Annotated in this window: 11 protein-coding genes; 6 read left to right on the plus strand and 5 right to left on the minus strand. The window is 72.0% G+C overall.

Translation table 11 applies throughout. From position 1 onward, the window contains the following. Positions 1 to 80: 80 nt before the first annotated feature. The 5 genes from AB3X07_RS03250 to AB3X07_RS03270 form a co-directional block, all read right to left on the minus strand. Positions 81 to 1,022 carry an RDD family protein gene (locus AB3X07_RS03250; protein ID WP_369942699.1) on the minus strand — a complete coding sequence of 314 codons (942 nt, stop codon included), beginning with the start codon at positions 1,020 to 1,022 and terminating at the stop codon, positions 81 to 83. A gap of 37 nt (positions 1,023 to 1,059) precedes the next feature. After that, positions 1,060 to 1,770 (minus strand): GYF domain-containing protein, encoded by a 711-nt coding sequence (locus AB3X07_RS03255; protein ID WP_369942701.1) that lies wholly within the window; start codon positions 1,768 to 1,770, stop codon positions 1,060 to 1,062. 53 nt (positions 1,771 to 1,823) lie between these two features. After that, on the minus strand, positions 1,824 to 2,297 hold the full coding sequence (locus AB3X07_RS03260; RefSeq protein ID WP_010340686.1) for a DUF494 family protein: 474 nt from the start codon (positions 2,295 to 2,297) through the stop codon (positions 1,824 to 1,826). Positions 2,298 to 2,340: 43 nt separating this feature from the next. Then, a complete protein-coding gene (dprA, locus tag AB3X07_RS03265; protein ID WP_369942703.1) occupies positions 2,341 to 3,495 on the minus strand; it encodes a DNA-processing protein DprA in 1,155 nt (384 codons plus the stop codon). A 102-nt stretch (positions 3,496 to 3,597) separates the two neighbouring features. Continuing rightward, on the minus strand, positions 3,598 to 4,731 hold the full coding sequence (locus AB3X07_RS03270; protein ID WP_369942705.1) for a LysM peptidoglycan-binding domain-containing protein: 1,134 nt from the start codon (positions 4,729 to 4,731) through the stop codon (positions 3,598 to 3,600). Between the two features lie 136 nt (positions 4,732 to 4,867). On the opposite strand from AB3X07_RS03270, the gene def reads away from it, so the two are divergent. The 6 genes from def (at position 4,868) to AB3X07_RS03300 (ending at position 11,938) form a co-directional block, all read left to right on the plus strand. Beyond that, positions 4,868 to 5,380: a peptide deformylase gene (gene def, locus AB3X07_RS03275; RefSeq protein ID WP_369942707.1), complete on the plus strand. Its 513-nt coding sequence runs from the start codon at positions 4,868 to 4,870 to the stop codon at positions 5,378 to 5,380. A gap of 112 nt (positions 5,381 to 5,492) precedes the next feature. Next, on the plus strand, positions 5,493 to 6,416 hold the full coding sequence (gene fmt / locus AB3X07_RS03280; RefSeq protein ID WP_369942709.1) for a methionyl-tRNA formyltransferase: 924 nt from the start codon (positions 5,493 to 5,495) through the stop codon (positions 6,414 to 6,416). A gap of 16 nt (positions 6,417 to 6,432) precedes the next feature. Next, positions 6,433 to 7,752 carry a 16S rRNA (cytosine(967)-C(5))-methyltransferase RsmB gene (rsmB, locus tag AB3X07_RS03285; protein WP_369942711.1) on the plus strand — a complete coding sequence of 440 codons (1,320 nt, stop codon included), beginning with the start codon at positions 6,433 to 6,435 and terminating at the stop codon, positions 7,750 to 7,752. Positions 7,753 to 7,777: 25 nt separating this feature from the next. Then, positions 7,778 to 9,493: an ArnT family glycosyltransferase gene (locus AB3X07_RS03290; protein ID WP_369942713.1), complete on the plus strand. Its 1,716-nt coding sequence runs from the start codon at positions 7,778 to 7,780 to the stop codon at positions 9,491 to 9,493. Positions 9,494 to 9,548: 55 nt separating this feature from the next. Next, a complete protein-coding gene (locus AB3X07_RS03295) occupies positions 9,549 to 10,586 on the plus strand; it encodes a glycosyltransferase (protein WP_369942714.1) in 1,038 nt (345 codons plus the stop codon). 53 nt (positions 10,587 to 10,639) lie between these two features. Continuing rightward, a complete protein-coding gene (locus tag AB3X07_RS03300) occupies positions 10,640 to 11,938 on the plus strand; it encodes an O-antigen ligase family protein (protein WP_369942716.1) in 1,299 nt (432 codons plus the stop codon). The last annotated feature ends 36 nt before the right edge of the window (positions 11,939 to 11,974 follow it).

Here is an 11,974-nt window from a genome sequence, read left to right on the forward strand (position 1 = left end):
CGCCCTGGGGGCGCGCCTGCTGGCACGAGGGCGCCGCCGCCTTGGCCGCCGTCGCGTTCCGGGACGTGCGTCCCGGCGCGTCAGTGCCAGTTGCCGCTGGCGGCCACGCCGATCAGCAGCGCCAGCACCAGCACGACGCCGGCGATCAGCACGCCGAACAGCGACAGGATCACCACGGTGACCGTGCCGAGCTTGCGCTGCTGCCATTCCGGGTGGTCGGTGTAGGCCCACTTGTCCACCACCAGGGTGTCGCACATCATGTCGTGCAAGGCCTGCTTGCGCTCGGTGAAGGCCGCCATCAGGAAGCCGATGCACAGGGTCAGGCTGCTCACCAGGAAGCCGAAGTAGCGGCCGATGCCGCGGCCGAGGCTGATGCGACGGCCGTCGCTGCGTACCACCTTGATGCCGACCGCCATCTTGCCCAGGGTGGCCTGCTTGGCCGAGGCGTGGAACATGCCGAAGTACAGCGCCGTCATCGCCAGCGGCAGCAGGTACACCATCACCAGCATGATGATGCCGCCCGGGTTGTTGAAGTCGGGGCTGCCGCTGCCCAGGGCGCTGAAGCCGAAGAAGCCGATCAGCAGCACCATCTGGACCATCTGCGACACGATGCCGACCAGCGTGCCGTCGATCAGGTAGGCGGCGGTGCGCTTCCAGAATCCGGCCTGCACCACCTCGCCGCCGGCGACGAACTGCGGCTCCGCGGCCAGTGTGGCGGCCGGGGCGGCATACGGCGAGTGCGGCTCCGTGCCGGCCTCGGTCGCGGATGAGGCCCAGGCCGCCGGCGCGGCTGGCGCGGCGGGAGGGAGTTCGGCCGTTGCGCTCGGCGGCAGCGCCGCCGGCGCCTGGGTCAGGCCCAGTTCGTCGACGAAATCGGCCAACGGATGCCATTCGCTCAGACCGTCGCGCCAGACCAGCGTGGTCAGGTCCACCTCGCCGCGCTGGAAGCGCTGCTGCAGGTCGTCGGCCGGCATCGGTCCATGGCGCTGCTTGGCAGCGTCTGCGTAGTACCACTCAGTCATTCCGGTTCCCCAGGTTGCGATCGAAATCCATTTCCGCTCATCCGCCGCGGCAACGCGCGGGCAGGTAGCGGTCGTCCAGCTCGGAACTGCAGTTCCAGGCCGCGGACTGCGCATCGTAATCCAGCCACAGCGCCTTGCCATCCAGCTTGTCGTTGCCGGGCGCGTGCAGGGTGGCTTCCAGGCCGCAGTGGCCGTTGTCGAAGCGGCCGATGCGGATCCGCGAGATCAGCTTGTCGGCATAGCGCTCGGCCTCGCCGAAGCCGGGATCGCCGTTGACCGGGCAGCGCCCTTGCTGCCGGGCGAAGTCGACGATGCGGGCCTGCAGCGTGATGGTGCTGTCGAGTATCAGCGCCGCCTTGGCACGCAGGGTGTAGTCCCGGTACGCCGGAAAGACGATGGCGGCGATGATGCCGAGCAGCGCGATCAGCAACAGGCCGCCCACCGCCACCACGATCGCGCCGACGCAGCCGCCGGACAGGCCTGGCCGCGGCGGCGTGGCGGCCGGCGCGAGCGACGGAGGGCTAGGAGGGGATGTGGGCGGCGCAGGCGGCAGTGGTGGTGGCATGGCTGCCGCGGGCAACCCTAGTTCCGCGGTGAGCGCATGCAGCGGTCGCCACTCCGGCATACCCTCGCGCCATAACAGGGTGGCGCGGTCCAGCAGCCCTTCGCGCACCCGTTCGCGCAGCGTCTCCGCGTCCAGCGGGCCATGCCGCTCGCGCGCGGCGTCGATGTAATACCACGCGTCCAAGGCGGGGCCCTCCTGCATCCGTGCGTGCTGCCGTTCGTCGGCGGCTCAGTGCCTCAGTGCACCGGCTCCGGCTCGTCGACGAACATCTGCGTTTCCATCCAGGCGTAGGCCGCCTCGGCGCCGGGCTGGTTGAACAGCACCATCAGCACCACCCACTTCAGGTCGTCCAGGTCCAGTTCGTCCTGATCCAGGGCCATGGCCCGGTCCAGCACCAGTTCGCGCTGGTCGCTGTCGAGGATGCCGTGCTGTTCCAGGAACAGCAGGAAGCCGCGGCATTCCACGTCGAGCTTGTCCAGCTCCGGGCCGTGGTAGATGCGGATCGGGCCATCGATGCGCGGCTGCGCCACGGCCGGGCGCTGGTCGGCCAGCGCATCCAGCCAATCGAACGCCTTGCTGATTTCGGTGGGGCTGAAGCCGGCCTGGATCAGGCCATTCTGGAGGGAGTCGCGATCGCGGACCGGGTCCGCATCCTCGCTGAAATAGTGTTCGAACAGGTACAGCAGGACATCCAGAATGCTCTCTTTCATTGCCCCTCGGCCTGCGTCGCGAGACGCTGTGGAGGTGAAGAAACTAGGGTTTGCGGGTGTAACGACCGCGTTCGACCGCCACGTAGCCATCCAGTTCCATGGCCAGCAGCATGGAGGACGCCGCCGCGGCCGTCAATCCGGTGCGCGCGATCAATGAATCCATACAGGTGGGGTCGTGACCCAGCGCTTGCCACAAGCGCTGGTAGTCGGGATCGGAGAAGGGCGGGGCGACGCGGTGATCGTCGGTGCTCCCCTCAGTGGGGGCGGCCAGGCGGCCGCGCAAGGCGTCGGCCAGTTCGGCGGCCAACGGGGCGACCCCGGCCAGCACTTCCTCGGCCGATTCCACCAGACCGGCACCGTCGCGGATCAGGCGATGGCAGCCGCGCGCCATCGGGTTGTGGATCGACCCGGGCAGTGCGAACACCTCGCGCCCGGCCTCCGCGGCCAGGCGCGCGGTGATCAGCGCGCCGGAGCGGGCGGCGGCCTCGATCACCAGGGTCGCCAGGCTCAGCCCGGCGATGATGCGGTTGCGCGCCGGGAAGTGGCCGGGGCGTGGCGGGGTCCCCGGCGGATGCTCGCTGACCACGGCGCCCCGTGCGGCGATGCGCTCGCGCAAGGCCGCATGCTGGTGCGGATAGGCCAGATCCACGCCGGTGCCGACCACCGCCACGGTGCGTCCGTCCTGGCGCGACAGCGCGGCCGCATGCGCGGCGGCATCGACCCCGGCGGCCATGCCGCTGGTCACCGTCAGCCCGGCCGCGGCCAGCGCCAGGGCGAAACGCGCCGCGTTGTCGCGACCGCCGGCACTGGGCGCGCGGCTGCCGACCACCGCCACCGCCGGATGCCAGAGCGCCGCCGGGTCGCCTTCCAGGTAGAGCGCCAGCGGCGGGTTGGGGGCGCGCAGCAGCAGTGCCGGGTAGTCGGGGTCGTGGCAACCGAGCAAATGCCGGCACGGCTGCGCCAGCCAGGCCTGCGCCGCGTCCATGGCCGCGGCGTCGGGGCGGCGCAGTGCCGCGATCTGCGCCGCGTCCAGTCCGGCCGCACGCCAGGCGACGGGGCCGGCGTTCAGTGCGGCGGCGGGACTGCCGCACTGCTCGAGCAGGCGCTTGCGCGGGGCGCTGGCGCCTCCGGCCAGCGACAGGGCCAGCAGCGCCGGATCGGCGCCGGTGCAGGAGGCGGGGCTGGGCAGGGCGGACATGGCGGTTCCCGTGGCGGCGACCGTCCCAGCCTGGGCCGCAGACGCAGACGGCGCCCTCGGGCGCCGTCTGTCGCGGATGTAGGAATTGTCCGCGGGCGCGGGTCAGCGCGCGTCCGGATGCTTGGCGTCGTAGCCGATCCGGACCGGCTTGATCCCGTCCATCACCAGCGCGTAGCTGACCTTGTCGAAGGTGCGGAACACCATCGCGTGCCCGGCGAACTCGTCGGGCAGGGCCACGGTGCCGCGGCCGCCGCTGAAGCCGTCGTCGTCGCGCGAGGTGTTCGGGCGCTGCACGCGGTCGTTGACGTGGGTGCCGTGGCGCCACAGCGAGACCACGGTGCCGTTGTCGATGCCCTCGCGGCGTCCGCCGGAGAGCGCGATCACGTCGTGCGGACCGGCCGCGCTGAACGCATCGGCCACCGCCAGCACCCGCACGCGGGCCTCCAGCGCCTGCGCCGAGGGCGGATGCGGGATGAACTGCAGGTCGTAGGGCTGCGCCTCGACCGCGATCAGGCGATCGCCGGGGCGCACTTCGCGGGCGCTGTCCTGCAGCAGCAGCGCGGTGGCCTGGTTGCCCATGGCGGCGCGGGTGACGGTGCCGACGTTGACCTGGGCCAGTTCGTAGCCGAGCGTCTCGCGGCGCCTGTTGTCCGGCGCCACGAAGGTCCGCCACAGGTTGCCGCTGCCCGGCGTGCTGCGGCCGTCGTTGTTCAGGTCTTCGCTGAGCTTGGGCAGTTCGTAGCGGACCGTCGGCCGCACCACCGCGTAACGCTGCCCGACCTGGGCGGTGTCGAGCCCGGTCGCATAGACCACCTGCCCGCTGGTGGCGCGCAGGCGGTTGTCCTCGGCGCCGACCACGTAGGGCAGGCCGTCGATGCTGTCGGTCACGCGCAGGTTCTTCAGGAACGGTTCCACGTCCGCCAGCGGGATCGCGTCGATCGGCGCGTCCTGGCGCGGGCCGGGCTTGACCGTGGCGCGGGCCACGCGGTCCAGGTAGGCCAGGCTGAGCACGTCGCCGGGGTAGATCAGGTGCGGGTTCTGCACCTGCGGGTTGGCCTGCCAGATTTCCGGCCACAGCCACGGCTTGCCGAGGAAGCGCCCGGCGATGTCCCACAGCGTGTCGCCCTTGCGCACCACGTAGGTGTCAGGGTGTTCGGCCGCCATGCTCGCGGAAGCGGCATAGGTCGCCACGGTAAGCATCGCCACGGCGACGACCGTACGGAGTCGATTGAACATGAGTGCGAAGCCTGATTCCCCAACAGGTCCGCGCACTATAGTCCAGAACCCAGGGCGCGGCGCAAGCGCCGGCGAGAACGCGGTAGAATCGTCCGGTCTTGCCGAATGATCCGGCGCCCCCACCTTGGGTACCGTTATGGCCCTGCTCCCCATCCTCGAATTCCCCGACCCCCGCCTGCGCACCAAGGCGGTGCCGGTGGATCCCGCCGAAGTCGTCTCCCCGGCGTTCCAGCGCCTGCTCGACGACATGTTCGCGACCATGTACGAAGCCCCCGGCATCGGCCTGGCGGCCAGCCAGGTGGACGTGCACAAGCGCTTCATGGTGATCGACGTCAGCGAGGAAAAGAACACCCCGCAGGTGTTCATCAATCCGCAGATCGTGCAGCGCGACGGCGAGCAGGTGTACCAGGAAGGCTGCCTGTCGGTGCCCGGCATCTATGCCGACGTGACCCGCGCCAACGCCATCACCGTGCGCTATCTCGATCGCCAGGGCAAGCCGCAGGAACTGGCGGCCGACGGCCTGCTGGCGGTGTGCGTGCAGCACGAGATGGACCACCTCGACGGCAAGCTGTTCGTCGACTACCTGTCCCCGCTCAAGCGCGAAATGGTGCGCAAGAAACTGGCCAAGGCGCGCAAGCACGTAGCTTGAAGGCCGGGATTCGGGAATGGGGAATCGGGAATCGTAAGCGCGGTGCCCGTGCCATTTCCGGGTCGGCGCGCTTCTTCCATTCCCCATTCCCTATTCCCGGTTCCCAGCCTCCATGAAACTCGTCTTCGCCGGTACGCCGGACTTCGCCGTGCCGTCGTTGCGCGCGGCCGCGCAGCGCCATGAAGTGGTCGCGGTCTATACCCAGCCGGATCGGCCCGCCGGGCGCGGCCGCGGGTTGACGCCGTCGCCGGTCAAGCTGGAGGCGGTGGCGCGCGGCATTCCGGTGCTGCAGCCGGACACCCTGCGTTCGCCGGAGGCGTTGCAGGCCCTGCGCGCGCTGCAGCCGGACCTGATGGTGGTGGTGGCCTACGGCCTGATCCTGCCCAAGGCGGTGCTGGCGATCCCGACCCACGGCTGCTGGAACGTGCACGCCTCGCTGCTGCCGCGCTGGCGCGGCGCCGCGCCGATCCAGCGCGCGATCGAGGCCGGCGACAGCGAGACCGGGGTGTGCCTGATGCAGATGGAAGCGGGGCTGGACACCGGCCCGGTGCTGATGTCGCAGCGCACCCCGATCGGCGACAGCGAGACCGGCGGGCAGTTGCACGACCGCCTGGCCGCGCTCGGCGCGCAGGTGCTGGCCGACGGCCTGGGCCTGCTGCGCGCCGGCATCCGCCCGGTGCCGCAACCGCAGCCCGACGCCGGCGTCACCTACGCGCACAAGCTGGACAAGGCGCAGGCGCGGCTGGACTGGCAGCAGCCGGCGACGCAGCTGGCGTTGCGGGTGCGCGCCTTCAACCCGTGGCCGATCACCGAGGCGGTGCTGGCCGGCGAGCGCGTGCGCGTGCATGGCGCGGTGGCGCTGGACCTGGCCCACGCGCAGCCGCCGGGCACGGTGCTGGCCGCCTCCAAGCAAGGCATCGACATCGCCTGCGGCCAGGGCGCGTTGCGCCTGCGCGTGCTGCAGCGCGAAGGCGGCAAGGCGATCACCGCCGCCGACTATCTCAACGCCCGGCGCGACCTGCCGGTGCTGGCCTGAACCGGCGCAGCCGGCGATGACCGCGCCCGCCGATGCCGTGCTGCCGCCGGGCGTGGCGCCGCGCGTGGCCGCCGCGCGCGTGCTGGTCGCGGTGATCGATCGCGGCCGTTCGCTGAAGGCCGAACTGGCCGCGGCGCTGCCGGCCTTGCCCGATCCGCGCGATCGCGCACTGGTGGAGGCGATCTGCTTCGCGGTGCTGCGCCGGCGTCCCGCCTACGAGGCGGCGCTGCGGCTGTGGCTGCAGAAGCAGTTGCCGCAGCGCGACGCCGAGCTGCGCATGCTGCTGATGGCCGGCTTCGCCCAGCTCGACGTGCTCGGCCTGGCCCCGCACGCGGCGCTGTCGGCGACGGTGGAGGCGGCGCGGGCACTGGACCGGTCGCGCCAGGCGGGGATGGTCAACGCCCTGCTGCGGCGTGCGTTGCGCGAAGGCATGCCGGCGGTCGCCGCCGATGCCGGCTGGCCGTTGTGGCTGCGCGATGCGCTGCGCGCCGACTGGCCCGACCAGGCCGAGGCGATCTTCGCCGCCAGCCAGCAGCCGGCACCGCTGTGGCTGCGGGTGAACCGCCAGCGCATCGCGCGCGACGCCTATCTGCAGCGGCTGGCCGAGGCCGGCATCGCCGCGCGGGCGGCGCCGGACCTGGCCGATGCGCTCCATCTGGCCGAGTCGGTGGCGATGAGCGCCTTGCCCGGCTTCGCCGACGGCTGGGTCTCGGTGCAGGACGGCGCGGCGCAACAGGTCGCCGACGTGCTGGCGCCGGCGCCGGGCGCGCGCGTGCTCGATGCCTGCGCCGCGCCTGGCGGCAAGTCCGCGCACCTGCTCGAACGCGATCCGACGCTGCGCCTGACCGCGCTGGACGTGGACGCGCGCCGCCTGGCGCGGGTGCGCGAGACCTTCGAACGCACCGGCGCCGGCGCGCAGGCGCAGTTGCAGGTGGCCGATGCGGCGCAGCCGGACGGCTGGTGGGACGGGGTGCCGTTCGACGCGGTGCTGCTGGATGCGCCGTGCTCGGCCACCGGCATCGTGCGCCGCCAGCCGGACGTGCTGCTGCACCGCCGGCGCGAGGATGTGGTCGCCCTGCAGGCGCTGCAGGCGCGGCTGCTGGACGCCGGCTGGCGGGTGCTGCGGCCGGGCGGGGTGCTGGTCTATGCGACCTGCTCGCTGCTGCAGGACGAGAATGCGCGCCAGGTGCAGGCGTTCCTGGCGCGGACCGCCGATGCGGCCGTCGAGGACCCCGGCGCCGCCTGCGGCCACCCCGCCGGCGGCGGCCGCCAGCGCCTGCCCGGCGAGCAGGAGCGGGACGGCTTCTTCTATGCGCGGCTGCGCAAGACGGCGTGAAGCCGCCCCGGTATCATCCCGTCCCATGCTGAACACCCGCGCGTCCCGAGAATTCTGGTTGCTGGCCCTCCTTGCGCTGCTGGTGCTCGGCGCCGGCCTTGGTCTGCGCGATCCGCATCCGGCCGACGAGCCGCGTTTCGCGCTGGTCGCCAAGCAGATGGTGGACAGCGGCAACTGGCTGTTCCCGCACCGCGGCACCGAGCTGTACTCGGACAAGCCGCCGATGCTGATGTGGCTGCAGGCCTCGTTCTACACCGTGTTCGGCAACTGGCGGGTGGCGTTCCTGCTGCCGTCGCTGCTGGCCGCGCTGGGCACGCTGGCCTGCGTCTACGACCTGGGCCGGCGCCTGTGGACGCGCCGGGTCGGCATGTACGCGGCGTACGCGCTGCTGTTCGCGTTCCACTTCACCTACCAGGCGAAGAAGGCGCAGATCGATCCGCTGGTGGTGTTCTACATCACCCTGGCCAACTACGGCCTGTTGCGCCACCTGCTGCGTGGGCCCGACTGGCGCATGTGGGCGCTGGGCTGGTTCGCCGCCGGCCTGGGCACGATCACCAAGGGCGTGGGCGCGCTGGCGCTGCTGATGCTGGTGCCGGCCGCGGTGGCGTCGTTGGCGCAGTGGCGCGGGGTGCGGGTCGGCGTGCGCGATCCGCGCTTCTGGTTGGGGCCGCTGGCGTTCCTGGGCGCGGTGTCGATCTGGCTGGTGCCGATGGTGACCACGGCGTTGTCGGCGCACGAGCCGGAGTACCGCGCCTACCTCAACGACATCCTGTTCCGGCAGACCGCCGGGCGCTACACCAAGTCCTGGGACCACCCGCACGGGCCGTTCTACTTCTTCGGGGTGATGCCGAGCATGTGGCTGCCGCTGCTGCTGGCGCTGCCGTGGGCGATTCCGGCCTGGGCGCGGCGGCTGCGCCGGCGCGACCCGCGCTACCTGCTGCCGCTGGCGTGGTGGGCGCTGATCGTGCTGTTCTTCTCGATCCCGACCGGCAAGCGCGACGTCTACATCCTGCCGGCGCTGCCGATGCTGTGCCTGGCGATGGCGCCGCTGATCCCCGGCTTGCTGCGCAGGACCGGGGTCAAGCGGCTGCTGTTGGCCTTCACCGTGGTGCTGACCGTGGCGCTGGGCGGTGTCGGCGCGGCGATCCTGGCCGGGCATGGCTTCCGTGCGCAGATGATGGAGGAGCGCGGGGTCGATCTGCACACGGTGCAGACCCTGGCCTGGATCCTGCTGGCGATCGGCCTGTGGGGCGTGGCCAGCCTGGCGGTGTTCGCGCGGCGGCGTCCGGAGCTGGCCCTGGCATCGACGCTGACCATGCTGTGGGTGCTGGCCGGGCTGCTGGTGTATCCGCTGATCAACATGTCCAGCTCCGCGCGGGGCGTGATGGAAGCGGTCGGGCGCCGCATCGGGCCGGATGCGGAACTGGGGCTGGTGGCATGGAAGGAACAGAACCTGTTGATGGCCGATCGCGCCGCGACCACTTTCGGCTTCGTGGTGCCCTGGGACGAGCAGTTGCGGCGTGGCGTCGCCTGGCAGGCGCAGGCGCCGCAGCGCCGCTGGCTGCTGGTGCAGGAAGCGGCGATGCTCGGCTGCATCGACCGCGGCGCCAGCACCCTGGCCGGCGTCTCCAACCGCCGCAACTGGTGGCTGGTGCCGGCCGCCGCCGTGCACGGTCAATGCGTGGTCACCAATAGCGACCGCGATCGCCTGCGCGAGCAGGACAAGGACCGCTTCGAGTGAGCCGCCGTCGCGCCCGCGCGGATCGCCACCTCGTCGCCGCGCAGGAGGGCGACGCATGCCGACGCGCCTGATCCGGGTCATCAGCCGCGACAACGGCGGCGGCCTGAGCCGCGACCTGCAGGTGGTCGCCGACGTGCTGCGCAGCGGCGGCCGCTATCGGGTGGAGGTGCTCGGCTTCGGCACCGTGCGTTTCGCCAATCACCTGCGCGAACTGCGCCTGGCGCTGCGCAGCCTGCTGCGCGGCCGCGCCGACCTGCAGATCTTCCTGGAGCGGGTCTATCCGCGCTGCCTGGGGGCTGGCCGGCGCAACGCGCTGGTGCCCAATCCGGAATGGTTCCGGCACAAATGGCTGCGCTGGCTGCCGCGTTTCGGGCGCGTGCTGTGCAAGACCCGGCAGGCCGAACGGCGCTTCGCCGCGCTGGGCCCGGCGACCGCGTTCATCGGCTTCTGCAGCGACGATTGCTACCGCCCCGAGATCCCGCGCGAGCGCGCCTGCCTGCACGTGGCCGGGCGCAGTTCGGCCAAGGGCACCGCGGTGCTGCTGCAGACCTGGGCGCGGCACCCGGAATGGCCGCGGCTGACGGTGGTCCAGAGCACCAAGAAGTCGCGCCCGATCCAGGCCGAGAACATCGACTACCTGACCGGCTACCTGGACCAGCACGAACTGCGCCGGCTGCAGAACGCGCATCGCTTCCACCTGTGCCCGTCCGAGGTCGAGGGCTTCGGCCACTACATCATGGAAGCGCTCAGCGTCGGTGCGGTGGTGATCACCACCGATGGCGCGCCGATGAACGAACTGGTGAGCGCCGAGCGCGGCATCCTGATCGCGCCGGTCGGCGAGGGCGAGGACAACTTCGGCGTGCGTTACCGGATCGACGCGGCCGGGATCGAGCGGGCGATGGCGCAGGCGCTGGCGCTGGCGCCGATGCAATGCGACGCGCTGGGCACGGCGGCGCGCGCCTTCTTCGAGGCGCGCCAGCGCGAGTTCGGCGAGCGCCTGCAGGCGGCGGTGGCCGATCTGCTCGGCGATGCGCCGCCGCCGGCCGCCGCGGCGGCGACCGGCGCGGACCGCGTCCAGGTCAGGTCGGGTTAGGGGTCGCGCTTGGATCATCGCCCCCCTCCGTCTTGCCGCGCGCGCTGTCCCCCATGACCGAAGACCTCCCGCCGCACCGCGCTGCGCCGTCGTTGGCCGCGTCCCCGCACCACGCGGCGACCGCGTGGGGCGCCGCGCTCGGCCTGCTGTGCCTGCCGGCTCTGGTGGTCAGCATGCCGGGCGGGTTGCTGCCGTTCGGCGTGCTGTTGCTGGCCACCAGCCTGCTGGCGCTGCGGCGCATGCGCCACGCCGCGGCCGGGCTGCAGCCGTCGCTGCGCTGGCTCACCGTGCTGGCGCTGTTGGTGATCGGGCTGTCGGCGATCTCGCTGTTGCACTTCGACCAGCCGCTGAAGGACATCGACAACCGCACCCGGTTCCTGGTGCTGCCCTGGGCGGCGCTGTGGGCCTACGCGCTGCATCCGCCGCGGCAGTGGCTGTGGTGGGGCGCGCTGCTGGGTATCTTCGCCACCCTGGTGCTGGCGAGCGTGCAGGTGCTGCACGGCGATCCGCGCGCCGAGGGCTGGACCAACGCGATCGTGCTCGCCGACGTGGTGCTGATGCTGATGGTGCTGGCGGTGTTCTGCCGGCCGCCCGGCCGCGGGGCATGGACCCTGGTGGCGCTCGCCGCCGGCTGCGTGACCATCGTGCTCAGCGGCAGCCGCGGCGTGTGGCTGGGCATGCTGGCGCTGCTGGTCGCCACCGCGCTGTGCGCGCGCTGGCGCAGCGGGGCGATGCGGCTGGCGATCCTCGGCGCGATCGCGGCGCTGGCCGCGGTGCTGGTGCTGAGCGTGCCGGCGCTGACCAAGCAGACCCGTCTGGCCGAACTGCACCACGACGTGCAGCGCTACGAGCGCGGCGACAGCGATTCCTCGGCCGGCGCGCGCATCGAGCGCCTGCAGGTGGCGGCCGCCACCTTCGTCGAGCACCCGCTGGCCGGGGTCGGCGTGGGCCGTTTCGACAAGGCGATGCTGCGCCTGCCCGATTGCCGCAGCGTCACCTGGGTGGAGCGCTGCCACCTGGGCCATGCGCACAACGACCTGGCCGAATGGAGCGCGACCCAGGGCGTGCCCGGCACGCTGCTGATCGTGCTGGTCTACGGCCTGCCGCTGTGGCTGCTGCTGCGCCTGTACCGGCGTCGTGCGCAGCCCGGATTCCATGGGCCGGCCGCGGCCGGGATCATGGTGGTGGTGGCCTACATCCTGTGCGGCATGACCCAGTCGATGTTCGCGCACCAGGTCACCACCGGCTTCTACGTATCGCTGGTCGGGGTGTTGATCGGGCTGGCGGCCCGCGCCGCCGCCGCGCCTTCGCCGCGCGATGGCGCCGCTGTAGGGGCTGGCGGAAGCCGGTAGACTGCCGGTCCCGCATCGCCGCACGGCGCCGTCCGC

Origin of the sequence: Xanthomonas sp. DAR 35659, assembly GCF_041242975.1 — a bacterium.
GTDB lineage: Bacteria > Pseudomonadota > Gammaproteobacteria > Xanthomonadales > Xanthomonadaceae > Xanthomonas_A > Xanthomonas_A medicagonis.

Excerpts from the sequence above, each read along its gene's own strand:
- rsmB (WP_369942711.1), top strand. The coding sequence starts at position 6,433 with ATGACCGCGCCCGCCGATGCCGTGCTGCCGCCGGGCGTGGCGCCGCGC.
- AB3X07_RS03250 (WP_369942699.1), bottom strand. The coding sequence starts at position 1,022 with ATGACTGAGTGGTACTACGCAGACGCTGCCAAGCAGCGCCATGGACCG.
- AB3X07_RS03270 (WP_369942705.1), bottom strand. The coding sequence starts at position 4,731 with ATGTTCAATCGACTCCGTACGGTCGTCGCCGTGGCGATGCTTACCGTG.
- dprA (WP_369942703.1), bottom strand. The coding sequence starts at position 3,495 with ATGTCCGCCCTGCCCAGCCCCGCCTCCTGCACCGGCGCCGATCCGGCG.
- AB3X07_RS03300 (WP_369942716.1), top strand. The coding sequence starts at position 10,640 with ATGACCGAAGACCTCCCGCCGCACCGCGCTGCGCCGTCGTTGGCCGCG.
- AB3X07_RS03290 (WP_369942713.1), top strand. The coding sequence starts at position 7,778 with ATGCTGAACACCCGCGCGTCCCGAGAATTCTGGTTGCTGGCCCTCCTT.
- AB3X07_RS03295 (WP_369942714.1), top strand. The coding sequence starts at position 9,549 with ATGCCGACGCGCCTGATCCGGGTCATCAGCCGCGACAACGGCGGCGGC.
- fmt (WP_369942709.1), top strand. The coding sequence starts at position 5,493 with ATGAAACTCGTCTTCGCCGGTACGCCGGACTTCGCCGTGCCGTCGTTG.
- def (WP_369942707.1), top strand. The coding sequence starts at position 4,868 with ATGGCCCTGCTCCCCATCCTCGAATTCCCCGACCCCCGCCTGCGCACC.
- AB3X07_RS03260 (WP_010340686.1), bottom strand. The coding sequence starts at position 2,297 with ATGAAAGAGAGCATTCTGGATGTCCTGCTGTACCTGTTCGAACACTAT.